This window comes from Streptomyces sp. NBC_01445, from assembly GCF_035918235.1.
Taxonomy (GTDB): Bacteria; Actinomycetota; Actinomycetes; order Streptomycetales; family Streptomycetaceae; genus Streptomyces.
Window position 1 is genome coordinate 7,748,185 of record NZ_CP109485.1, and the last position, 23,768, is coordinate 7,771,952.

General features: G+C 70.8%; 19 protein-coding genes. 7 read left to right on the forward strand and 12 right to left on the reverse strand.

The window, feature by feature from the left end; all coding sequences use genetic code 11:
- Nucleotides 1–33 precede the first annotated feature (33 nt).
- From OG574_RS35280 to OG574_RS35305, 6 genes are all read right to left on the reverse strand, one after another.
- Nucleotides 34–3,921 carry a lipopolysaccharide biosynthesis protein gene (locus OG574_RS35280; protein WP_398377171.1) on the reverse strand — a complete coding sequence of 1,296 codons (3,888 nt, stop codon included), beginning with the start codon at nt 3,919–3,921 and terminating at the stop codon, nt 34–36.
- A complete protein-coding gene (locus OG574_RS35285; RefSeq protein ID WP_326776504.1) occupies nt 3,914–4,714 on the reverse strand; it encodes a polysaccharide deacetylase family protein in 801 nt (266 codons plus the stop codon). Before OG574_RS35285 ends, OG574_RS35280 begins: the two co-directional genes overlap by 8 nt.
- Nucleotides 4,711–5,730 (reverse strand): glycosyltransferase family 2 protein, encoded by a 1,020-nt coding sequence (locus OG574_RS35290; protein ID WP_326776505.1) that lies wholly within the window; start codon nt 5,728–5,730, stop codon nt 4,711–4,713. The genes OG574_RS35285 and OG574_RS35290 overlap by 4 nt, the downstream gene beginning before the upstream one ends.
- The gene (locus OG574_RS35295; RefSeq protein ID WP_326776506.1) at nt 5,727–6,524 is read right to left on the reverse strand and encodes a glycosyltransferase family 2 protein; all 798 of its coding nucleotides are present in this window, start codon (nt 6,522–6,524) and stop codon (nt 5,727–5,729) included. Before OG574_RS35295 ends, OG574_RS35290 begins: the two co-directional genes overlap by 4 nt.
- A gap of 376 nt (nt 6,525–6,900) precedes the next feature.
- A complete protein-coding gene (locus OG574_RS35300) occupies nt 6,901–7,995 on the reverse strand; it encodes a GNAT family N-acetyltransferase (RefSeq protein WP_326776507.1) in 1,095 nt (364 codons plus the stop codon).
- 1 nt (nt 7,996) lies between these two features.
- Complete coding sequence (locus OG574_RS35305) at nt 7,997–8,263, reverse strand: hypothetical protein (RefSeq protein ID WP_326776508.1); 267 nt, start codon at nt 8,261–8,263, stop codon at nt 7,997–7,999.
- Nucleotides 8,264–8,776: 513 nt separating this feature from the next.
- On the opposite strand from OG574_RS35305, the gene OG574_RS35310 reads away from it, so the two are divergent.
- Nucleotides 8,777–9,586 carry an SGNH/GDSL hydrolase family protein gene (locus OG574_RS35310; protein ID WP_326776509.1) on the forward strand — a complete coding sequence of 270 codons (810 nt, stop codon included), beginning with the start codon at nt 8,777–8,779 and terminating at the stop codon, nt 9,584–9,586.
- Nucleotides 9,587–9,618: 32 nt separating this feature from the next.
- Here the strand turns inward: OG574_RS35310 and OG574_RS35315 are convergent, their stop codons facing one another.
- Nucleotides 9,619–11,256, reverse strand: a complete 1,638-nt coding sequence (locus OG574_RS35315) for a protein kinase domain-containing protein (protein ID WP_442816866.1) — start codon at nt 11,254–11,256, stop codon at nt 9,619–9,621.
- Between the two features lie 251 nt (nt 11,257–11,507).
- Here OG574_RS35315 and OG574_RS35320 point away from each other — a divergent pair, with 251 nt between their 5' ends.
- Together OG574_RS35320 and OG574_RS35325 are read left to right on the forward strand one after the other, a co-directional pair.
- Nucleotides 11,508–11,780 (forward strand): hypothetical protein, encoded by a 273-nt coding sequence (locus OG574_RS35320; RefSeq protein ID WP_100598106.1) that lies wholly within the window; start codon nt 11,508–11,510, stop codon nt 11,778–11,780.
- 504 nt (nt 11,781–12,284) lie between these two features.
- Nucleotides 12,285–14,036 carry an amidohydrolase gene (locus OG574_RS35325; RefSeq protein ID WP_326776510.1) on the forward strand — a complete coding sequence of 584 codons (1,752 nt, stop codon included), beginning with the start codon at nt 12,285–12,287 and terminating at the stop codon, nt 14,034–14,036.
- Between the two features lie 16 nt (nt 14,037–14,052).
- Here OG574_RS35325 and OG574_RS35330 read toward each other — a convergent pair whose 3' ends face one another.
- Complete coding sequence (locus OG574_RS35330; protein WP_326776511.1) at nt 14,053–14,838, reverse strand: ABC transporter permease; 786 nt, start codon at nt 14,836–14,838, stop codon at nt 14,053–14,055.
- Nucleotides 14,839–14,881: 43 nt separating this feature from the next.
- Nucleotides 14,882–15,832 carry an ATP-binding cassette domain-containing protein gene (locus OG574_RS35335; RefSeq protein ID WP_326776512.1) on the reverse strand — a complete coding sequence of 317 codons (951 nt, stop codon included), beginning with the start codon at nt 15,830–15,832 and terminating at the stop codon, nt 14,882–14,884.
- A gap of 63 nt (nt 15,833–15,895) precedes the next feature.
- Between OG574_RS35335 and OG574_RS35340 the strand changes: the two genes are divergently transcribed.
- Nucleotides 15,896–16,606 carry a TetR/AcrR family transcriptional regulator gene (locus OG574_RS35340; RefSeq protein ID WP_326776513.1) on the forward strand — a complete coding sequence of 237 codons (711 nt, stop codon included), beginning with the start codon at nt 15,896–15,898 and terminating at the stop codon, nt 16,604–16,606.
- Between the two features lie 21 nt (nt 16,607–16,627).
- Here the strand turns inward: OG574_RS35340 and OG574_RS35345 are convergent, their stop codons facing one another.
- Genes OG574_RS35345 through hmgA form a run of 3 tightly spaced genes read right to left on the reverse strand, consistent with a single transcriptional unit; the run spans nt 16,628 to nt 20,006 of the window.
- Nucleotides 16,628–17,887, reverse strand: coding sequence for a type ISP restriction/modification enzyme (locus tag OG574_RS35345; RefSeq protein WP_326776514.1), 1,260 nt, complete (start codon nt 17,885–17,887; stop codon nt 16,628–16,630).
- A 12-nt stretch (nt 17,888–17,899) separates the two neighbouring features.
- Nucleotides 17,900–18,649 (reverse strand): GntR family transcriptional regulator, encoded by a 750-nt coding sequence (locus tag OG574_RS35350; RefSeq protein ID WP_326776515.1) that lies wholly within the window; start codon nt 18,647–18,649, stop codon nt 17,900–17,902.
- A gap of 40 nt (nt 18,650–18,689) precedes the next feature.
- Nucleotides 18,690–20,006, reverse strand: coding sequence for a homogentisate 1,2-dioxygenase (hmgA, locus tag OG574_RS35355; RefSeq protein WP_326776516.1), 1,317 nt, complete (start codon nt 20,004–20,006; stop codon nt 18,690–18,692).
- Nucleotides 20,007–20,211: 205 nt separating this feature from the next.
- Between hmgA and OG574_RS35360 the strand changes: the two genes are divergently transcribed.
- The 3 genes from OG574_RS35360 to OG574_RS35370 all read left to right on the forward strand — a co-directional run bounded on the left by OG574_RS35360 (nt 20,212) and on the right by OG574_RS35370 (nt 23,708).
- Nucleotides 20,212–20,826 carry a TetR/AcrR family transcriptional regulator gene (locus tag OG574_RS35360; protein WP_326776517.1) on the forward strand — a complete coding sequence of 205 codons (615 nt, stop codon included), beginning with the start codon at nt 20,212–20,214 and terminating at the stop codon, nt 20,824–20,826.
- A 198-nt stretch (nt 20,827–21,024) separates the two neighbouring features.
- Complete coding sequence (locus OG574_RS35365) at nt 21,025–22,464, forward strand: CitMHS family transporter (RefSeq protein ID WP_100598114.1); 1,440 nt, start codon at nt 21,025–21,027, stop codon at nt 22,462–22,464.
- Between the two features lie 5 nt (nt 22,465–22,469).
- On the forward strand, nt 22,470–23,708 hold the full coding sequence (locus OG574_RS35370) for an MFS transporter (protein ID WP_326776518.1): 1,239 nt from the start codon (nt 22,470–22,472) through the stop codon (nt 23,706–23,708).
- Nucleotides 23,709–23,768 lie beyond the last annotated feature (60 nt).

Here is a 23,768-nt window from a genome sequence, read left to right on the forward strand (position 1 = left end):
TCCGCCCGAGCCACATCTCACCGTGAAATGGGCCTACGCCATCGTCAGGAACCTCTGGAGGATGGACGCGAGCAGCACCGCGAGCAGCGGCAGCGAGAACCAGAAGCTGCTCTGCAGCCAGCGCAGTTGCCGCACCCCCGGACGTACCGCCACCCGCACGATCTCGCGCGCCCCGAGCAGCAGTACCAGGGCGACAGCCGCGAGCCCGCCCACCACGGACCACGGGGTCCAGGTGATCTGCGGGCCGATCGGCCCAGGCTCGGCCTTCGGGACCTCACCGCTCGGCTGCTTGCGCAGGGTGTACATCGTGACGTCGTCGTTGACGAGGACCTTCGTCAGCTCCTGGCGGTCGTCGAGATTGCGGATGAGCCGCGTCTCCCAGGTCTTCGAGTAGCCGACGTCCATCTGCAGATAGACGACCTGACTCTTGTTGATCATGAGGTACGAGTTCGGGCCCGCGTCCTTGAGCGCCTTCACCAGGCTGGAGACGAGCACGGGGTCGACGGGCGCGAGGGTGGGAACGTACTGCACCTTCTCCATGTCACGCGTGCCCCACGGCATCGCGGGCGTCACGTTGTCGACGATGTCGTTGCTCATCCACAGGAGGCGGACCGTCGGGTCGTCGTGCGCGTAGACGTAGTCCATCGCCGCGACCTCGCCCGGCCTGATCCGCTCGAACGGCTCGTTGCCCCAGCGCGCCACAAGGAAGCCGCCCATGAGGATCAGGCCGGCCATCAGCGCGGCGAGCGGCGCGAGGCTCACCCGGTCGCGGTCGCGTTCCTTCGCGGTGATCCCGGTGCGCGGGAACAGCGCGAGGCCGGCGAGCAGCGCGGCGCCCGGCAGCGCGAACATGAAGACGCGCAGCGCCATCTCGCCGCCGTACGACTGCATGCCGAAGCCCAGGAACGGGACGAACGTCAGGACGAGGAGGGAGCGCTCCCGGTACTTGGCGTCGCGCCGCCGCCACCAGCCCCAGCACGCGAACGCCATCACACCTCCGGCGAGCAGCACGCGCGCGTAGAGGACGAGTTTGTGGGCCGAACTGCCGCCCTGGATACGCCCGGAGACCGACGACGACACATTGCCGCCGACGCCGCCGAGCCCGCCGAACAGCTCGTCGAAGTGGCCCGACCAGTACGGCTCCGCGAGGAACGAGACCCAGACGGCGACCAGGACCGCGAACAGGATAGGCAGGCCGCGTAGCTCGGAGCGGCCCACGAGCACCAGGACCGCGAGGACCCCGAGCATCACGAACGGGGTGAGCTGGTGGGCCGGGACCGTCGCCGCGAACAGGCCGATCAGGACGAGCAGCAGCACCGCCTGCTGGCGCCGGTCGGTGGGCTCGACCTCCAGCTCGCCGGGCCGCCGCTTGGTCCACAGCACCCGCGGCGCCCGGAACCACACCAGCAGGATGGCGACGAAGGCCAGGTAGAGGAGGTACGTGAAGCCCTGCGGGGAGAAGTAGTCCTGGCCGACCCAGCCGCTCAGGACGAAGATCCACAGCCCGGTCCACCGGGCGCGCCAGCTCGCCCGCATCGAGCGCGTGAGCAGGAACATCGGCGCCAGGTAGAGCAGTTGCATGGCGAGCGGCCACCAGCGGATGACCTCGGTCATGTCTGTGACGCCGCACGCCCTGGCGAAGAACGTCGCGACGGCGAAGAACCCCGGCCAGCTCCAGCGCGCGTCGAGGTCGGGCACCGCCGAGCCGGTCCTGTCGATGTACTCCATGAAGCCGAGGTGCTGCCACGCCGTCGCGAACCGCGGCTCCGCCTCGATCACGGCGGGCAGCGCGTGCAGCGAGACGACCGTGGCGAGCAGCGTCAGCAACAGCAGCCATTTGTGCGGGCGTTCGAGCCACAGAAGGGACGCGAACACCCCGATCAGGAGCGCCGCGCCCAGCAGCGTCGCGGGCGGCAGCACCGAGATGAGCCCGAGCCCGCCCATCCCGTCGAGATCGCCGTCGCCCAGGCCCAGCACGGGTCCCCAGTACAGCCCGAGCGCGGCGACGAGCAGCAGGGCCAGGACGACGATGCGGGGGCTGAGCAGCGCGAGGCGGTCCCGCAGGGGCCGGGCGGCGGGGGCGTCCGTGGCAGGCGGGGCGAGAACTGCGGTGTCAGAGATGCCGCCAGTGCCTGAGGTGCTGGATGTGCTGGCGATGCCCGAGGTGACGGAAGCCTCCGACGTGGCAGAGGTTTCGGATGTGGCAGAGACGGTGGCCGGCTTCGGCTCCGGTTCGGGCTCCGCGGGCGGTCTCGGTGCCGGCGGCGGTGGAGACTTCAGCGCCCAGGTCGGCCGGTGCCCCATGTCGTCCTCCCCGCCCCCCGCCGCCGGCGTCCCGTGCGCGGGTGTCGCGGGCCCCGGCCGCACGTCGGGGCGCCGCTCCTGATGGTCCAGATTGAGCTGCACCGCGAGGTGCAGGGTGTCCGAGTCGAGCGTGCCGCGCAGCGCCTGCCCGGGGCCCTGACGCCTGGCCCCCGTGGTCATGTCCGGAGTGCCGAGGTCGGCCAGATCGCCGTCCGGGGCCGCCACGACGGCCGGCGGCGCCGGGGGAGCGGTCCGCACGATGCGGTACAGCTTCGGCGCGGCGATCGCCACGATCACGGCCAGGCTGGAGATCTCCGCGACGCCCGCGCCCGTCAGGCCCATCCGGGGCAGGAGCAGCAGCGTCAGGCCGAGGACCAGGACGCACAACAGGCCCTGCAGCCAGGCGAGCCCGGCCGTCCGGCTCTGCGCACGCAGCACCGCGAAGTACGTCTCCATGACCACGCGCAGCGCCGCGCCGACGGCGAACCAGCGCAGCAGCGGGGTCGCCGCGTGCGCGTAGTCGTCGCCGAAGATGTGCAGGACCAGCGGCGCCGCGAGGAAGAGCAGCCCGCAGACCGGCAGCATGATCCGTGCCATCCGGCGCAGCGCCGCCCGGGTGTTCGCGGCGAGCTGCGCCGGATCGTGCGCGCCTTCCACGGTCAGCGAGGCGCCCATGTTGATGGCCAGCAGATTGACGGTGCCGCCGATGGTGGTGGTGATGTAGAAGTACGCGTTGTCGGCGGAGCTGACCTGCGAGGCGATCAGGACCGGGACGAGGTAGACGACGGCGAGCGAGAACAGGGAGCCCGTGTAGTCGCCCGCCAGGAAGCGGCCCATCTGGCGCAGAGTCGGTGGATCCGCCTTGCCGCCGGTGGCCTTGATGTGGCGTGGCACGAGGCGCCGGAACACCAGCCAGCCCAGCGGCACCACCGACGTGGCGATGGCGACGACCCACGACACGAACACGCCGGTGGTCGGGACGGCCACGGCGAAGGCGACGAGCAGCCCCAGCTTCACGGTCGAGAACACGGTGTTGCCGACCGGTACCCACAGCGCGCTGCGCAGGCCGGTCAGCACACCGTCCTGGAGCGTGAGCAGTGACCAGGCGACAACAGCCGCGATGAAACCGAGCCCGTTGACCGGCCCGTGCAGGAAGCGGTACGAGGGCCCCCACATGTCGAGCGTGAGCAGGAAGACGAGCGCCGCGAACGACACAGCGACGGAACTGCCCGCGTATGTGCAGAAGATGAAACGCCCCGTGGCCCGTCCCGCGATGGGGATGAAGCGGGCCAGGGCGCCCGTCAGCGTCACGGCGGTGAGCCCCGCGAGGAACTTCATCGCCGCGATCGCCGCCGAGCCCTGACCGACCGCGTCCGCGGTGTAGTAGTGCGCGGCAGCCAGCCAGAAGCCGACGCCGAGCACCCCGGAGATGCCGGTGTTGAGCATCAGGGCATAGGCGTTACGGAACAGCTGGTTCCCGCCCCCCGAGCCCATGGCTTCCTTGTTGCCCTTGCCGCCCTTGCCCATGCCGGGCAGCCGCAGTTTGCGGCCGGCCGGTGGCTGGGGCTCGGTGGTCGGAGTGGTCGTGGCGGCCTGGGCGGTGGTCGTGTCAGACACGGGTTCGGATTGCCTTCCGGCGGACCTGTCGGGCTCTGCGGACCAGGGCGTACCCCTTGGTGAGGGCACGGTCCCTGACGAAGTTACGGGCGATCGCGCGGCCCTCCACGAGCCGCGTGAACTCCTCGATACCGGTGGCGCGGCGCACGGTGACGCGCTGGAGTGCGTACGGGCCCTGCCGCCGCCTGGCCAGTCCGTTGCCGACGGCCAGGGACTGGGCGAACCCGGCCCCGCGCACGGCGGCGCGCACCCGTCGGCTGGAGTAGCCGTACGGGTACGCGAACGACACCGGCACCGCGCCGAGTTCATCGGCGACGATCTCCTTGCAGCGCAGCAGCTCGAAGCCGAGCGCGTCGTCGTCGAGCTGGTCGAGCTGCGGATGCGTGTGGCTGTGCCCGCCGATCTCCGTCCCGGCGTCGGCGAGCGCGCGCACCTCGTCCCAGCCGAGCATCGTGTCGAGCCCGCCCCCGGTGTCGTACGCCCCGCGCAGCCAGCCCGTCGACACGAACAGCGTCGACGGGAAGCCGTGCTTGGCGAGGACGGGGAGCGCGTGACGGTGCACGCCCTCGTAGCCGTCGTCGAAGGTGATGAGGACGGGACGCTCGGGCAGGGCCCGCCCCGGGGAGCGCCAGACCGCGGCGAGTTCGGTGGTCGTCAGGGGAGTGAGGCCGAGGTCGGCGACCGCCGCGAGCTGCTCGGCGAACGCCTCGGGCGTCACCGACAGCTCGCGCGTCGCGTCGTTCGGCTCACGCGCCACCGAGTGGTACATGAGGATGGGCACGGGCGTGCTCATGACGGCCCACCCCCCTCGGCGGCCCGGGCGTCGCCGATCTCCACGACCGAGAACGTCGCGCCCGTCCTGCGTGCCCGGAAACTGCCGAGCGCGTACCCGCCGGCGGTCGTGAGGACTCCGGCCACGATCGCCCCGGCCCGCCCCGCGCCACCCGGCCGCGCCAGGACGAAGTCCCGTACTCCGCGCGCCACTCCGGCCGGCAGGACCCGCGTGGCGTAGCGCCGCTCGGACTCCAGGCCCTTGTCCGCGCCCACGCTCTGCGCGACCAGTGCCTTGGAAAGCCCCTCGGCGTACGCCCGGGTCCGGAAGTAGGCGAAGCGCTCGCGGCCCGCGGGGACCCGGTGGTGGATCACGGCGCGGTCGTCGATCAGGAGCACCGCGTCCGGCCGGGCGCGGGTGAGCCGGATGCACAGCTCCGTCTCCTCGCAGCCGAGCGGCCGCTTGTCGCCGTCGCGGCCGATGCCCGTGGCGAAGCCGCCCGCCGCGTCGAACGCGGACCGCCGGAACGAGGCGTTCCCCCCGAGCACGTTGCGCACCCGCACCTTCCCGCGCGGCAGCCCTTTGTACGTACAGCCGACGACCCAGTCGAACTCCTCGGGGAACCACGCGGGGCGGCGGCCCGAGGCCCAGATGGGCTCCGTACGCCCGCCCACCGCCATGACCAGGGGATCCTCGTACCCGGCGGCGAAGTGACGCAGCCAGTCCCGCTCCGCGACCGCGTCGTCGTCGAGGAACGCGATGATCCCGCCGCGCGAGACGGCGATGCCCGTGTTGCGTCCGGCCGACAGGCCGCGCGGGCCCGCGTTGGCGAGCACGCGCACGTCGTCGGACTCCTTGAACTCCTTGCCGAGACGCTCCAGGAGAGCCGGATGGTGGTCGACCACCAGCAGCGTCTCGAGAGCCGGCAGCGACTGCGCCCGCACCGAGGACACCGCCGCGAGGATGTCCTCCCAGCGGTCCTCGGTGTAGACGCAGATCACGACGGACACGCCGCCGTGCGGGGCGTGAGCGCTCAAGACACCTCTCCCCGGCCCGTGTTGAGCATGCTCGCCTGCGTCCGGCGGCGCTGCGCGCGCCGGGTCGAGCGCTCCTTGAGGATCACCTTGAGGACCCGCAGCCCGTCCCGCACGGCGCGCAGATTGCTCGTGCCGTGGATCCGCAGGTACTCGTGGCTCGGGATCTCCTGGACTTTGAGGCCGGCCTTGACGACCCGGATGTTCATCAGGGTCTCGACCTCGAAGCCGGTGCAGTCGAGGTCGATCTGGTCCAGGCAGTGCCGCCAGAACGCGTTGTAGCCGTAGCAGAGGTCGGTGTAGCGGGCGCCGAACTTCTTGTTGACGACCGTGCACAGCGCCCAGTTGCCGAGCTTGCGGATCGGCGTCATGTCGTCGGTGCCGCCGCCGTTGGCGAAGCGGGAGCCCTTGGCGAAGTCGGCGCCCGAGACCAGGGCGGAGACGTAGGAGACGATCTCCTGGCCGTCCGCGGAACCGTCCGCGTCGACCATCACGATGATGTCCCCGGTGCACGCCGCGAAGCCGGCGATCAGCGCGTCGCCCTTGCCCTTGCCGCGCTGCGCGACGACGACCACGTCGGGCCACAGTTCGCGGGCGACTTCCACCGTGTTGTCGGTGGAATTCCCGTCGACGAGAACCACTTCGTGGATCCAGTCGGGAAGTGTCTTGAACACATACGGAAGATTTTCCGCCTCATTCATGGCGGGGATCACGACGCTCACCGGCGGCGCAATCGCGAGATGAGTCGAGATCGCCCTGTACTGGCTGGCTATCGCAGGACGCACAAAAGAACTCATGAGTCTGGTCCCTCTCGTCCGGTGGACCGCCCGCCCCCGGGCGGTCCGATTGTTTATCCGGTTCGAAAGGGGGGTGCTCACCTACGGCCATGACAAATACAGCTCTGTACAGGCCGAGTGAGCTGGCAAAATAGACCGATCGACTAAATCGGCCACGCGGCACGCGACTCGGCTGAATTTCGGTCACCGAGCACGGCACCCCCCTACCGCGCCCCGCGCCCGACCATCGCGATCTTGAGCCCTCCCCTAGATCGCTATTGCGTTGATGGTCCGATGCGGGTGGATGTACGACGGTATTGATGATTGAAACTGTATGGCAAGACCTGCAACGAGGCCTCGGTTTTCTGTTGTTTTGACCTTTACCTGGCCCTCGCCATTAACCCCCCGAACGGATTTTCCCCATCCGTTTCAGGAGTTTGTCGGCCGGCTCGAAGAACTCGGGCCGGGACAGCACGGTGTTACGCAGCGCCCGGACCGGAGCGCGGCGTGCCCGGTGTCCGAGAGCGACCGGATGACGACGCGTCACCCAACCCTCGTGCACGGTCAGTTCCCGTGTCTTGAGGGAGTCCTTGTATTCCTTCTGGCCGCGGCCGAGATCCAGATAGGCGATGCCGTCGGCGGCGGCCGCCTCGGCCATGCGCAGATGCAGGATCAGCCCGGGCGAGAATTTCGCGAACGCCGGGTCGTAGGCCGGGAACCAGCAGGCGAGCACGCGCTCGGAGCGGAGCCCGAAGTGCGCGGCGACCGGCTTCCCGCCCGCGTACAGGACCGACAGGATCCCGGCGAACGGCTCCGAAGAGGTGTGGAAGAGCTGCTGCGCGAGGCGGTTGATCCAGGCGTGCGCGAAGCGGTCGCTGCGGCCGGTCCTGCGGTACTGGGCCGACTTCCACTCCATCAGCGTGGCCAGGGCCTCCGGGTCGCGCTCGTCGTGCACGTAGCGCACCTCGCCGGCGTCCCGGGCCAGCTTGCGGTCCTTGGCCAGCGTCGTCCTGGTGAACTTCGGCGACCGCTCGCGCAGCACGCGCAGATACGTCTCGTACCCCTGGTCGACGTCCATGACCGGGGAAGGGAAGCTGCCGGAGGCCTCCGCCTCGAACGGCTCCTGGCCTCCCGCCAGGTGGTCGAACTCCCATACCGAGAGCCCGCAGGCCCGCAGCAGGTCGCGGGCGTCCCACTCGAAGCCGGGTCTGTGCACCAGGCCCTGGCTGTCGGAGACGCCGAGGCCGACGGCTCTGCCGACGCCGGTGACGGATCTCTGGAACGGGAAGAACGCCGCGGGCTCGCCGTCCTCGCGCACGACGGCTATCCGCACGCCGCGCCGGCAGCGGCCCATCGCGAGGGTGAACTCGGGCGAGAGGAAAGGGTTCGCCAGCTCGGGCGAGCCGTGCAGATGTGCCTTGGACTGCATGGCAGTCCAGGCCGCCCGGTCGGCGGCGGTCAGCTCGCCGGGCCGGTGCAGGGTGATGTCCACGTCAGGAGCCCCGCCTTCCCGGTGCGCGGCCGAGGAGCCGCCGCGCGGGGACCATCGGTGCGACGAGGCCGACGACGCTGATCACCGCGATCGTGACGACCCCGCCGGTCACCGACCAGCGGTGCGTGGCGAGCATCGCCTCGGCCACGAGCAGGTCGAGCGCGACCGCTCCCGCGGCGGCACAGATCCAGCGGCCCCACGGATCGAGTCCGCGCAACGCCGAACCGATCGCGGCGCCCGGCGCCGCGAGCAGGAAGAAAAGCGTCAACGGGCCGCGTAACGGCGACGAGATGTCCGCGAGCGCCAGTACCGCGCCGACCCCTGCGACGGCGGCGGCGACCCCTGCTCCCAGGGGTGATACGTCCCTGCTGCGTCCCCACTGCGCAGGTGACGGTGCTCTGTCTGATGACGGTGGCTTGATGCCGATGGTCTGCATTGGCGACTTTGCCCCCCGAAGCGCCGGATGCCGGACTTCAATGTCGCGCAGTCCCGGGGCCCCAGTCAAGACGCGGAGGGAGTGTGCAGACGTCATACGCACGTTCCCCGGAGACCTGGTGCGCCACGGGGGAACTCACGTTCACACAGGGGTGGTTGGGATGGGCCGGTCTACGGGCGTAGCTCAAGGAAGTTGAGGGTATGTCACAAGCCTGACATGTACCTGCAATCGAACAACGGGCGAACTCTCGTGAGGCGTGCGAGAAAAGGTTGACATGGACACTTCCCGTCAACTGTGGGGCGTGCTACCACAGTTGTGGCAGAGATCCTGCTAAGGGAGGTTTTCATGAGACGTTTCCGAATTTCGGCGTACGTGACCTCAATCCTCTTCGCGGCCGGCGTCGCCCTCACCGGGGCGGCATCGGCCCAGGCGTCCGAACAGGCCGCGGCCACGGGCTATGTGGCCCTCGGCGACTCGTACTCGTCCGGCGTGGGTGCCGGCAGCTACGACAGCTCCAGCGGCTCCTGCAAGCGCAGCACCAAGGCCTATCCCGCACTCTGGGCGGCCTCGCACTCACCTTCGAGCTTCAGCTTCACCGCCTGCTCGGGCGCTCGCACGGGTGATGTCCTCTCCGGTCAGCTGGGCCCGCTCGGCACCGGCACCGGCCTCGTCTCGCTGTCGATAGGCGGCAACGACGCGGGCTTCGCGGACGTCATGACCACCTGCGTCCTGCAGTCCGAGTCGACCTGTGTCGCCCGCGTCAACGAGGCTAAGGCGTACGTCCAGAACACCCTGCCCGGCCTGCTCGACCAGGTGTACTCCGCGATCACCGCGAGGGCACCGGCCGCCCACGTCGTCGTCCTCGGCTACCCGCGCTTCTACCAGCTCAACGGCTCCTGCGTCGCGGGCCTGTCCGAGACCGAGCGCGCCGCGATCAACAGCGCGGCAGACCTGATCAACTCCACCACCGCCAAGCGGGCCGCCGACCACGGCTTCACGTTCGGCAACGTGACCTCGACCTTCACCGGTCACGAGATCTGCTCGGGCAGCGCCTGGCTGCACAGCGTCAACTGGCTGGACCCCAGCGAGTCCTACCACCCCACCGCGGCCGGCCAGTCCGGCGGCTACCTCCCCGTGTTCAGCGCGGCCGCCTAGTACCACCTGTACGTCTGCGTACGTCTGCGTACCTAGTACGACGGTGAAGGCGAGGGGGAGGTCCCGCCCGTAGGGGATTCCGTCTTGCACGTCACCGCGTACGCCACCGAGTTCGACGTGGCACGGACGGGGTCGCGCACCTCCACGCTGACCTGGTTGTGGAGCGTGGCCCCGTCCGTGTAGCCCGTCTCGACATGGTCGACCGACCTGGTCTTCGGGCCGCCGGACGCGAAGCTGAGCGTCTTCCACCCCGGGTCGCTCGACTCGCCGCTCTCCGTCACCCAGCGGTACTGGACGTCGACGGGCACGCGGCCCACCGTGAACGTCGCCCTGAAGGCCGGAGCCTGGCCTCCCGGTGGCGGACAGGTGCCGCTGTAACTCCCGCGCACCGCCGAGACGCTGACCCGCACGGACTGCTGCGGCGGCGTCGAGTGCTCTCCGCCGCCGCCCTTGCCGCTGCCGTCGTCCCCGCTCGGCGAGCCTCCGCCGCCACCCTTCGAATCATCGTCCGAGGGGCTGCGCGACGCGCCGGAGGAACTCCCGCTGGAACTCCCGCCGCTCCCGCTGGAGTTGTCGCCCCCGTCACCCCGGTTCATCAGCGCGTATGTGAGCCCGCCGAGCGCCAGGAGCAGCGCCACGACACCGGCCAGCAGGACGGCGACGGAGCGACGAGGGCGCTCCGGATGCGTCGTGGCCGGATCCGGGGCGACCGTCGTGCCTTGCCCCGAGCCGAATCCGGCCGGAACCGGAGCCGGCGGCGTCCCCTGCCAGGACGTCTGCGTCGGCGCCGACTCCGGGGGCGCCAAGACCGTGCCCGCGCGGGGCGTGCCGCCCGCGCCCACCTGCCGCAGATCGCGCTCGGCGTCGGCAGCCGGAGTCCGCTCGGCCGGGTCCTTGCGCAGCAGCCCCTCGATGACGGGGGCCAGCGGGCCCGCGCGGTGGGCGGGAGGCAGTTCCTCGTCCACGACCGCCCGCAGCGTGCTCAGCGGCGTCTCCTGCCGGAACGGTGACTGTCCCTCGACGGCCGCGTACAGCAGGACCCCGAGCGACCACAGGTCGGACTCGGGTCCCGGCGTGCGCCCCAACGCCCGTTCCGGTGAGAGGAATTCGGGCGAGCCGATCACCTCGCCCGTCACCGTGATCGCCGACGTGCCCTCGACCATGGCGATGCCGAAGTCCGTCAGGACGATGCGCCCGTCGTTCGCGATCAGTACATTGCCCGGCTTCACGTCCCGGTGCAGAACGCCCGCCTCGTGCGCGGCACGCAGTGCGGCGACCACTTCGGCCCCGATGTGCGCGGCGCGCCGCGGGGGCAGCGGGCCCTCGGCGTCCAGGAGGTCGGACAGGGAGAGCCCGCGCACCAGTTCCATCACGATCCAGGGGCGGCCGTCCTCCGCCGCCACGTCGTAGACGGTGACCACGTTCCGGTGCGAGATGCGGGCCGCGGCCCAGGCCTCCCGCTCCAGGCGCGCGTACATCCGGTCGACCTCGCCCGTCGGGAGCCCGGCCGGGGCGCGTACCTCCTTGACGGCGACCTCACGACCCAGGACCTCGTCGCGGGCGCGCCAGACGGTTCCCATGCCGCCCTCGCCCAGGGGGCTCAGCAGCCGGTACCGCCCCGCGATCACACGCGCTTCGCCGGCCCCTCGACTGCCCGGATTCTCGCTCACGGGCGACCCCCATCCGTAGCGGTGCGATTCTCCACAAAGCTAGCCCAGTGTCCGTGAGATCGCCCACGTTCCGGACGCGCTCGTTCATGCCCGCCATGTCCAACTCGCCCTGGAATCAGTTGGATTCGGTGAGTAATCGTCAACCTCCTTATAGGGGAGGTGAATCCTGCGACCGGGATACACGAGTGTCACCACGGGGCGATAGGGTTAACCTGCCCGGGCCGGGTGCCCTCGTACGGGTGGGGAGTGACATGGAACAGATAACAGTGCGCAGCAGGCCACGTGTGCCTGCGATCACCTGCGGGAGCAGCGCGACCAGCACGCGTCTCGACCGCCATCTCTCGGTGCTGGGCGGTCCCGCCGTCCCGCAGCGCGAAGCGGCCGAGGCGACGTTGCTGATGCGTGAGCTCACCTCGCGTGACGTCGCGCACGAGCGCAGCAGCAGGGGCGCGCGAGTGAGCCGGGTCTCGCTCTTCGCACCACTGCGGCGACTGCGCCGCTCGCTGTTCGGCGGCCGCCGCTGACAGGCGGTCATCACCGGCACAGCCCGATCCCGCGCTCAGGCGACCATGCCGTACCGGCACGGCGCCGCGATCTCCGCGACCGTCATCCCCACGGCACGCGGCGTCACCCAGGTGTGCTCGCCTGACGCGGGACAGAAATCTTCTGCCGCCCCGGTACCGCTCTCCCCATCGGACCGCCCGGCACTGAAACGGCGCTGACGCGCGCCGACACGGCATGTGAGCCGCACCCTCCCCGCTCCCGGTGCGCCGCCGTACATCCCGTCACCCTTGCGCCGCCGCACCTCTCCTTTCGCCTCCGACGCGTGCCCTCCGCACGGTCGGTTTTCCGTCGTTCCGGGGCCTGTTGACGCCCCCGCAGGCGTCGCCGCGCGCAGTCGTCCATGTCCGGTGCGTAACACCTTTGTCATGCACAGATGTTGACGGGGCAATGTTCCGGGGCCAATGTTGCGCCTGATCCTGATCGCTTGGCCTGTACACGGAAACCTCACCCCCGGAGGTACGCGCGTGTGTGACCTGCACGACCAGCATGAGCACGAGCATGAGCACGGAGCGGCCCAGACCGCCGCCGGTCCGCAGCTCAGCAGGCGCCGCATCATGCAACTGCTCGGCGCGGCCGGAGTGACCGCCGCAGCGATGACCGCCGAGGCCGACCCGGCGATGGCCGCGGCCGCCGACTCCATCGTCGAGGAGGCCGGTGCGTACAAGGCGCCCGAGGGCCTCGCCGAGGACAGCCCGGCGAAGGCCTCCGCCCTCGGCTGGATCACCTCCAACTCCTCCCGCATCACGGGCCTGAACGAGGAGATCTGGGAGCACGCGGAGCTGTCGCTGCGCGAGTGGAACTCCTCGGTCGCCGAGGCCGGATTCCTCGAGAAGGCGGGATTCGACGTCAAGTTCGGCACGGCCGGCTTCCCGACGGCGTTCACGGCGACCTTCTCGTACGGCAGCGGCGGCCCGGTCCTCGGCTTCAGCGGCGAGTACGACGCGCTGCCCGGGCTCTCCCAGAACAAGGGTGTCGGCCACCACGATCCGCGCGAGTACGTCCACGACCCCTTCTCCCCGAGCTACGGGCCGGGCCACGGATGTGGGCACAGCGCCCTCGGTACCGCGGCGGCGGCAGCGGCGGCCGCCGTCGCGCAGGCCGCGAAGAAGCACAAGCTGCCGGTCACGGTGAAGTTCTTCGGCTCCACGGCCGAGGAGGCGCTGATCGGCAAGACGTACGCCGTCAGCAGGGGCGTGTACGACGGGCTCGACGCGTTCCTCGACTGGCACCCCTCCACTGCCAACGCCACCGGCTGGGGCACCAGCAACGCCATGACCGCGGTCACCTTCACGTTCCTCGGTGTCGCGGGCCACGGCGGCACCCCGCTGGGCAACAAGTCGGCTCTGGACGCCGCCGTGATGATGGCGACGATGTCGGAGTTCCTGCGCGAGGAGAACATGGCTCCGGCCGCGCGCCTGCACTGGGTCATCAACAACGGCGGCGACATCCCGAACGTGACCCCGGAGATAGCCGAGATCTCCTACTACGTGCGCGAGGGCAGCACGGCCCGCGTCCAGGTGCTGCTGGACAAGGTGATCGCGATCTCCGAGGCCGCCGCCAAGGCCTCGCAGACGAAGGTGCAGCACCGCATCACCTCCGCCTGCTGGAACCAGCTGCCCAACAAGGCGGCCGCGGAACTGCTGTACGACAACATGCGGCAGATCGGCCCGCCCGCGTTCACCGCCGAGGCGCACCAGCTGGCGAAGGACCTGCAGAAGTCCCTGGGGCTCGTTGAGGTCGGCATGCACGACAAGGTCGCCGAACTGACCCCGCCCAACCCTGTCTTCCTGGGCGGCGGTTCGACGGACGTCGCCGACATCAGCTGGAACGTGCCGACCGTGTCGATGGGCGCCGCGCTCGCCCCGATCGGCGGCAAGTTCCACACCTGGTCCACCGCGGCGTGCGCCGCTGCGGCGCCCGGTCAGGCCGCGGTGATCGCCGCCGCGAAGTACCTGGCGGCGACGGCGGTCGACCTGATCACGCAGCCCGAGCGGCTCAAGGCGCTCAAGGACGAGTTCAAGGAGCGCACCAAGGGCGTCGAGTGGAAGACGGCCCTGCCGGACGGCTATGAGCCGCCCATGTACGAGCCGCCGGCCTGGTTCCTGAAGAAGACCGGGCAGAAGTGGCCGCCGAGCAACATCACCTGGCCGCCCCGACGTGTCGTCTCGAACGAGAAGTTCTCCTCGCTCGGACCCGAGCTGGCCCCGCAGAAGTAGACCGGCCGCAGTTCGCTCAGCGTCCGCCGGTGGTGTACCGGCGGACGCTGAGCGGCACGCACACCGCGAGCAGCACCGCGCACCAGGCGAGCGAGCCGGCCACCGGGTGCGCCACCGGCCAGGAGGAGCCTCCCGGCACGGGGGCGTTGCCGAACAGGTCGCGTACGGCCGTGGCGACCGCGCTGATCGGGTTCCACTCGGCGAGCACGCGCACCCAGCCGGGGAAGCCCGCCGTCGGGATGTACGCGTTCGACAGGAGCGGCAGCATGAACGTCGCGCCGCCGAGCTGGCCCGCGGCCTCCTCGCTGCGCGAGGCAAGCCCGAGCAGGATCCCGACCCATGTCGTGGCGAAGCGGAACAGCAGCAACAGGCCGAAGGCGCCCACCGCTTCGAGCGCGCCCCCCTCGATGCGCCAGCCCATCGCGAGCCCGACGGCGAGCAGCGGCACGAGACCGGCCGCCGTCGTCACGATGTCGGCCGCCGCCTGCCCGAGGGGGACGGCCGCGCGGGTCATCGGCAGCGTGCGGAAGCGGTCCATGACGCCCCGGTGCGAGTCCTGGGCCGCCGTGAACATCCCGGTCATGATCCCGTTCGCCGCGGTCGCGACGAGCATGCCCGGCACCAGGAAGGCGCGGTAGTCCGCGCCGGGCATCGCCAGGGCGCTGCCGAAGACGTATCCGAAGAAGAGCAGGAAGACGATCGGCATCGTCTGCGTCATCACGAGGATCGCCGGCGCGTGCCGGATCCGCTGAAGGTGCCGGCCGAGCACGGCCGTGCCGTCGTACAGGAGCGCGGTGGTCATCAGGTCTCCTCCGGAAGGGAGTTGGGGCCGGTGTGCGGTGCGGTCATGCGATGAGTTCCCGGCCGCCGGTGAGGCGCAGGAACGCCTCGTCCAGGGTCGGCGGGCGCAGGGTCGCATCCACGATCGGGACGCCCGACGCGTCCAGTTCACGGACGATGCGGGGGAGGGTGAGGGTCTGGTCGAGGGTGACGACGCCGACCGCCCTGCGGTCCGGGTCGAGGGTCGGCTCGGCGCCGGTGAGCTGGTCGAGGACGACGGCCGCGGCGTGCAGGGCCGCGTCCTCGGCGACCACCACTTCCGCGTAACTGCCGGTCTGCGCCTTGAGTTCGGCGGGGGTGCCCCGGTGGGCGGCGCGGCCCCCGTCGATCAGGACCACGGAGTCGGCGAGCTGGTCGGCCTCCTCCAGGTACTGCGTGGTGAGCAGCACGGTCGTGCCCTGGCCGGTCAGCTCGCGGACCGCGTCCCAGATGCCGTTCCTGCTGTGCGGGTCGAGGCCGGTCGTCGGCTCGTCGAGGAAGAGCGCGGCGGGCCGGGTGAGCAGGCTCGCCGCGAGGTCGAGGCGGCGCCGCATGCCACCGGAGTACGTACGGGCCGTGCGGTCGGCCGCCGCCGTGAGGCCGAAGCGGTCGAGCAGTTCGTCGGCGCGGGTGCGCGGCAGCCGCAGGAGACGGGCGAACAGGCGCAGGTTCTCGCGCCCGGTGAGGTCGCCGTCGACCGACGCGTACTGCCCGGTGACGCCGATCCGGCGGCGTACGGCCGCGGACTCGGTCAGGACGTCGTGGCCCGCGACACGCGCGGACCCGGCGTCGGGCCGCAGCAGGGTGGTGAGCACCCGGACGGCCGTCGTCTTGCCCGCGCCGTTCGGCCCGAGCAGCCCGCAGACCGTGCCCTCCTCGATGGCGAGATCGAGGCCCCGCAGGGCGTGGACCATCTGGTCCCCTGAGCCGTAACGCTTCTCCAGACCTTCACTAAGTACAGCGTACGTAGAAGTCATGGAGTCACCGTAGCGCACTACGTACGGTGTACGTAACTACGATGGTGGGCGAGGTGATGATCGATGACGGGCCGAGCGGCCGAACCCGGAGTGATCTGGACGCGCCCCGAGCGCGCGGGACGTGGCCCGAAACCCGCCTACGGCAGGGGTGACATCGCTGCCGCCGCCGTACGCGTCGCGGACGCGGACGGGATCGACGCGGTGTCGATGCGGCGGGTCGCGGCGGAGCTCGGCCTCGGCACGATGTCGCTCTACAACTACGTGCCGAGGAAGGACGACCTCTACGAGCTGATGGTCGACGCGGTGAGCGCCGAGTACGACCTGTCCGATCCGACCGGAGACTGGCGCGCCGACCTGCTCGGTGTCGCCCGGCAGGCCCGCGCCCTGATGATCCGGCATCCGTGGATGCCCCGGCTCATGTCACCCGTCTACGGCTACAGTCCCAACGCTCTGCGGTACCTGGAGTACTGCATGGCCTGCCTCGCACCGGTCGACCTGCCGGCCGGGACGAAGATGGAACTTGTCGCGTCCCTCACCGGCGTCGTGACCTTCTACGTCGCCAACGAGATCTCCGCCGCCGAGCGGACCCGTTCGCTGCCCTGGTCACAGGAGCGGGAGTTCGCCATGCGGACCGCCTACCTGATGAGCCGGATCTCGACCGGCGAGTATCCGCACCTGGCCGCCGCGTTCACGCAGAGCTCCGGACCCGTCGACATGGAGGCGGCCTTCGAGCGGGCCCTCGCGCGCACACTCGACGGGTTCGTGCCCTCCTGAGTCCGACAGGAGCGCCGAGCTTCAGAGCAGCGCGAACTGGCCGCCCGGGCCCTCCTCGTGATGGTCGAGGACCGAGGCCGGCCTGCGAGTGGCCGGCGCCGGCGGCAGGACGCGCGCCCTGAGCAGGTCCGTCGCCGTGATGAACGAGACGGCGGCGGTCATCAACTCCTCTTGCTGCGTGCGCAGTTCGGCCAGCAGCGCCAGTACCGTGACGATCTCCAGGAGCTCCGACGTCCACGGCTGCGGCCAGGTCCTGGGGCGGATCCCGGCCAGCGTCCCCGGCTCGGGGGCCGTGGTCCTGCGGGCGAACCACTGCTCGATCACCCGTACCCCGCTGACCTGGAAGTCCCAGGCCTCGGCGGGGACCGGGGAGATGCGGCCGTCGCCGATGAGCAGGGCCTGCTCCTCGCGGTCGTAGAGCAGCTCGGCGACTGGGTTCTCCCCTGCTCGAACGGAGTTGAGAGCCTGGGGACGGTCCGGGAGCGGGGCGCGCACGTACGGGCGGCGGCCGCCGGGAAGTTTGGGCCGGTCGCCGTCGGCGCCGCGGCGCAGCAGCCACAGGATCCGCTCGCCGAGGGCCGTGCCGGAGGCCCAGAGTCCGGCGTCGTCCGGGAGCGGGACCCGCGGCCCCTGAGGGGAGGGCCGCGCCGCGGCGAGGGTCCAGGCAAGGAGGTCCCGCGCCCCGACCTCGTGCCCGAACCGGCCGGACAGCTCGGCGAGCAGACCGGGCGTGACGTTCGGTTCGAGGCCCCCAGGGCGCCGGTACAGGGGGCGGATGCGGCCGGGGCGTCCTGCGGGGGAGCGGCCCTCGGGCAGGATCGCGCAGGCGAGCACCGCGGGTCCGCCCGCCCCGGGCACGAACCCCTGCTCGACGACGAACAGTTGGCTCTCGTCGGCCACCCGCCACAGCTCCGGGCGGGCGGCGTCGATCAGCCGGTGGTCCGGTATCAGCCACTGCTCGTCGAAGGGGGCGTGCAGCACCCGGACGGGTTCGGGGCAGGGACCCTCGGCGTGGGTCAGGTCGTCCGTCGCGGTGCGCCGGCCGGGGAGCTGGGCGACGGCCGTGCGCAGGGTGCGTGCCCGGCTCGGTTCGAGCAGCGACTCGCGCTCCGCCGCCTCGGCCTTCACGAACGCGGACCAACGGGCCTTCAGGGAGGCCGGGTCCGGGGCGAGCGGCCAGGCGCGGCCGAGGCGCAGGGGCGCGACGGACCACGGCATGAGGTCCGCGAGCAGCGGCGCGTCAACAAGGCTTTCGAGGCTGTCGGGCGTCACGTTCGGCATCGTACGACGCGGTCAGTGCGCGTCGAGAGTGACCGTGAACGAGAACCGGTCGCCGCGGTAGTGGATGACGGCGACGTCCAGCGGCCGGCCGTCCTCGTCGTAGGTGATGCCCGTGTAGTGCAGGATCGGGCTGAGCAGCGGGACTTGGAGGAGCCGGGCCGTCTCCGGGTCCGCGAGCCGGGCCTCGACGGTGTCGGTGATCCGGCTGATGCGCACGCCGACGACGTCGCGCAGGACCTTCGTCATCGGCCAGCGCACCAGGTCGGCCAGGTCGACGCGGTCGGCGAGGTCGGCCCTGATGTAGTTGCGGGCGTGGTTCGTCGGCTCGCCGGTCTCCTCGTCGCAGCGCAGCCGGTGGTACGTCGCCACGGTCTCGGCCCCCGGGAAGTGCTCGGCGAGCGCGCCGGGTACCGGCACCGTGCCGTGGTCGAGCAGTTCGGTCGTCATGCCGGACTGCTGGGCCACGATGGCGTCGACCGAACCGAGGAGGCGCACCGGCGCTCCGCGCAGTGCGGCCGGTTCGATGAAGGTGCCGCGCCTGCGGTGCCGGGTGATGAGTCCCTCGTCCTCCAACTCCTTGAGAGCCTGCCGCATGGTCAGGACGCTCACCCCGTAGTGCCCCGCGAGCTGCTCCTCGGTGGGCAGGCGCAGCGGGTCGTCGGGGGAGCGCCCGAGTATCGAGGCGCGCAGGGACTGCGACACCTGATACCAGAGCGGCAGCTTGCGGTTCAGGACGATCGAGTCCGGGGCGAAAGAGGTCACGGGGCTATCCGTATCGGTCGGGCGCGTTCAGTGCAACGGCTCAGTCCGACGTCCTGAAGTGCCGCTCGAGCCCGCTCCACACGTCGTCGTAGCCGCGCTGGAGGTGATCGGCCTGCGCCGCCTGGGCGGTCGCGGTCACCGGCCACCGGGTCTCGAACATGAAGGCGAGCCCGTCGTCGATCTTCTGCGGCCTGAGCTCGGCCGCCGACGCCTTGTCGAACGTCTCACGGTCCGGGCCGTGCGCCGACATCATGTTGTGCAGCGAACCACCGCCCGGAACGAAGCCTTCGGCCTTGGCGTCGTACGCACCCTCGATCAGGCCCATGTACTCGCTCATCACGTTCCGGTGGAAGTACGGCGGCCGGAACGTGTCCTCGCCGACCAGCCAGCGCGGCGCGAACACGACGAAGTCCACACCCGCGAGCCCCGGGGTGTCGCTCGGCGAGGTGAGGACCGTGAAGATCGACGGATCCGGGTGGTCGTAGCTGAGCGACCCGATGACATTGAAACGGCGCAGGTCGTAGACGTACGGGACATGGTTGCCGTGCCAGGCGACGACATCGAGCGGCGAGTGGCCGTACGTGGCACGCCAGAGGTTTCCGCAGAACTTGTTCACCACCTCCACCGGCCCTTCGGTGTCCTCGTACGCGGCGACGGGGACCATGAAGTCCCGGGCGTTCGCGAGGCCGTTGGCGCCGATCGGGCCCAGGTCGGGCAGGCGGAAGGGGGAGCCGTAGTTCTCGCAGACGTAGCCGCGGGCCTCGGCGTCGAGGAGTTCGACGCGGAAGCGGACCCCGCGGGGGATCAGCGCGACGTGGCCGGGCTCCGCGTGCAGCAGGCCGAACTCGGTGCGCAGCAGCAGCCCGCCGCGCTCCGGGACGATCAGGAGCTCGCCGTCCGCGTCGCTGAACACCCGGTCCGTCATGGAGGAGTTGGCGTGGTAGAGGTGCACGGCCATACCGGTGCGCTGGGTCGCGTCGCCGTTCCCGCCGAGCGTCCACAGGCCCGCCAGGAAGTCCGTGCCGGGGGCCGGCTCGGGCAGCGGGTTCCAGCGCAGCCGGTTCGGGTCGGGGACGGACTCGGTGAAGGGGGCGGTGCGCAGCGCGCCGTTGTCCGCCCGTACGAACGCCGGATGCGCGGCCGACGGGCGGATCCGGTACAGCCACGAACGCCGGTTGTACGCCCTCGGCTCGGTGAACGCGGTGCCGCTCAGCTGCTCCGCGTACAGACCGAGCGGGGCGCGCTGCGGCGAATTGCGTCCGTGGGGCAGAGCGCCGGGCACCGCCTCCGAGCTGTGCTCGTTGCCGAAGCCCGAGAGGTAGGCAAGCCCCTCGGCGGTCTTCCTCGCGTCACGCATGTCGCTCCCTCGTCCATGATTCCTATGCTTAACCGTAGGATTCCCTTTTTCCTCGCGCAAGAGCACCCCGCGAAGCTGAACAGTCCTCTACTCTCCGGGGCATGCCGTGGACGACGCCGGGACCGCCGTGGACGCGGGTGGCCCTGTACGACGCCGCGCCCCGCGGGGTACTCGTGAGCGCCGGAACCGGGGGCGGGTGACAGCCGTGGACCCCGTACCCCGCACCGCCTCCCTGCGCCGCGCCCCCGTCCAGCAACGCAGCGCCGAACGCCTGAGCCGGATACTCGACTCCTGCGCGCAGCTGCTCGACGAAGGCGGCTACGAGGAACTCAGCACCCGGGCCGTCGCGGTCCGCGCCGGGGTGCCCATCGGCTCCGTCTACCGCTTCTTCGGCAACAAGCGCGCCCTCGTCGACGCCCTCGCCGAGCGCAACCTGGAGCGCTACGCCGAGCGGATCGCCGAGCGGATCGCGGGGATCCCCGCGGCCGACTGGCGTGCCGCGATGGACGCCGTCCTCGACGAGTACCTGGCCATGAAGCGCACCGCTCCCGGCTTCTCCCTCGTCGACTTCGGCAACCAGATCCCCGTCGGCGCCGACGCCGGCCCCAACCACCGCCTCACCGACCGCCTCACCGAACTGCTCGCCGCCCACCTCGACCGCACGCCCGACGACACCCTGCGGCGCGCGTTCCTGATCGCCGTCGAATCAGCGGACGCCCTGGTGCGCCTCGCGTTCAGGCTCGACCCGTCGGGCGACGAGAACGTCATCGCGGAGACGCGGGAACTACTGCGGGCTTATCTGGCGCGGGCGCTGGACTGATCCGGGGCCCGGCGGGGGCGGGTGTCGCAGCCCTGAACGTCCTCGCCGGCCGCCCCGATCACCACCCAACCCTGTGACCTGGAGTTTTGCGCATATTGCTCGCACGTCAACATCTTGTTAACGCTGATGCGCGCGCCTTAACGTCTCGCTGACCGCAAGGCCCCGGTGGAAGTTCAAGGGCGAACGTTAGGTATCCACATGTTGACCATCCTCGGCTTCGGCATGATTGCCACCTTCCTGGTGCTGATCATGATGAAGAAGGTGTCGCCGATCGCGGCGCTCGTGCTCATCCCGGCTCTGTTCTGCGTCTTCGTGGGCAAGGGAGCCAAGCTGGGCGACTATGTCGTCGCGGGCATCGGTGACCTCGCGCCCACGGCGGCGATGCTGATGTTCGCGATCGTCTACTTCGGTCTGATGATCGACGTCGGCCTCTTCGACCCGATCGTGCGCGGCATCCTGAAGTTCGCGAAGGCGGACCCGGTCCGCATCGTCGTCGGCACCGCCGTCCTCGCGGCGATCGTCTCGCTCGACGGCGACGGATCCACCACCTTCATGATCACCGTCTCGGCGATGTACCCGCTGTACAAGCGCCTCAAGATGAGCCTGATCGTGATGACGGGCGTCGCCGCGACCGCCAACGGCGTCATGAACACGCTGCCCTGGGGCGGCCCCACCGCCCGCGCCGCGACCGCGCTGAAGCTCGACGCCAGCGACATCTTCGTGCCGATGATCCCGGCGCTCGCCGTCGGCCTGCTCTTCGTCTTCGCCCTCGCCTACGTCCTCGGCCGCCGCGAGCGCAAGCGCCTCGGCTACCTCTCCCTCGACGAGGTCACCGAGACCGTCACGGAGAACTCCGACGAGAAGGTGCTCGTGGGTGCCGGCGCCTCCGGCGGTAAGGCTTCCGGTTCCGGCTCCGGCAAGCAGTCCTCGGGTGGCGCCGCCGGTACGGGTTCCGGCTCCGCCGCGCCCTCGTACCAGAACGAGGACGGCGAGACCTTCGCGGCCCTCGACCCGAACCGCGCCACCCTGCGCCCCAAGCTCTACTGGTTCAACGCGCTGATGACGGTCACGCTGCTCACCGCGATGATCATGGAGTGGCTGCCGATCCCGGTCCTGTTCATCCTGGGCGCCGCGCTCGCCCTCACGGTGAACTTCCCGCACATGCCCGACCAGAGGGCCCGCATCGCCGCCCACGCCGAGAACGTCCTGAACGTCTCCGGCATGGTCTTCGCCGCCGCCGTCTTCACCGGCGTCCTCCAGGGCACCGGCATGGTCGACCACATGGCCAAGTGGGTCGTCGGCGGCATCCCCGACTGGATGGGCCCGCACATGGCCCTCGTCACCGGCGTCCTGTCCATCCCGTTCACGTACTTCATGTCGAACGACGGCTTCTACTTCGGCATCCTGCCCGTCCTCGCCGAGGCCGGGAACGCGCACGGCGTCTCCACCCTCGAGGTCGCCCGTGCCTCCCTCATCGGCCAGCCGCTGCACATGTCGAGCCCGCTCGTCCCCGCTGTCTTCGTCCTCGTCGGCATGGCCAAGGTCGAGTTCGGCGACCACACGAAATTCACGGTCAAGTGGGCCGCGCTCACCGCGCTGGTGATGCTCGGCGCCGGATTCCTCTTCGGGATCCTCTGACCCCGATGAGTCTCACGACAGAGCCCGGCAGGAGAAGCTGGCTGCTCCGCCTCGTCATCGCCTTCAGCTTCGCGCAGGGGGCGGTGTCGATGGCGCGGCCCGCCGTCTCCTACCGGGCTCTGGCGCTCGGCGCGGACGAGCGCGCGATCGGTGTGATCGCGGGCGTGTACGCGCTCCTTCCGCTGTTCGCGGCGGTACCCCTGGGCCGCCGCACCGACCACGGCCGGTGCGCGCCCCTGCTGCCCGTCGGCGTCGTCCTCATCGCCGGCGGCTGCGCGCTCAGCGGCACGGCCGACTCCCTGGCCGCGATGGCCGCCTGGAGCGGAGTGATGGGCCTCGGCCATCTGTCGTTCGTGATCGGCGCCCAGTCGATCGTCGCCCGGCAGTCGGCTCCGGCGGAACAGGACCGCAACTTCGGTCACTTCACGATCGGCGCGTCCCTCGGCCAGCTCGTCGGGCCGATCGCCGCGGGCGCGCTCATCGGCGGGCCCGATCTGGGGGCCACAAGTGCGCTCGCGCTGCTCGTCGCGGCCGCCGTCGCCGCGGTCTCCTTCACCTCGCTGTGGCGCATCGAGCACCCCCGTACGACGACGGGTGCGGCCGCATCCCCCGGGCCACGTGTGCCGGTCGGCCGGATTCTGCGCACCCGGGGTGTGCCCGGCGGCATCTTCATCTCGCTCGCCGTGCTGTCCGCGACGGACATCCTCACGGCGTATCTGCCGGTCGTCGGCGAGCATCGGGGGATCGCGCCGTCCGTCGTCGGTCTGCTGCTGAGCCTGCGGGCCGCCGCCACGATTGCCTGCCGGCTTGTCATGACGCCGCTCATCAACTGGCTGGGCCGTGCCCTCCTGATCACGACGACGTGCCTGCTCGCCGCCGTGCTCTGCGCGGGCATCGCGCTTCCCGTCCCCGTATGGGCCCTCGGCGTGATGCTGATCCTGCTCGGCTTCTGCCTGGGCGTGGGCCAGCCCCTGTCGATGACCACGGTGGTCCAGGCGGCCCCGTCCGAGGCCCGCTCCACGGCCTTGGCTCTCCGGCTCACCGGCAACCGCCTGGGGCAGGTCGCGGCGCCCGCGTCGGCGGGTCTGGTGGCGGGGGTGGCGGGGACGGCTGCGCCGTTCGTGATGCTGGGCGGGTTGCTGCTCGTGGCGGCGGGGCTGGGGATGCGCGGGGGCGGGGAGGGGGCGCGCTCGGGCCGGCTGGTCCGTCGCCGGGAACGACGTGCCCCCGCGCGACGCACATAGTCCCTGTCACAGGGAGGGCCGGTGCCGATCAGCTGCTCCGCCGAGGGCGCACCCCCACCG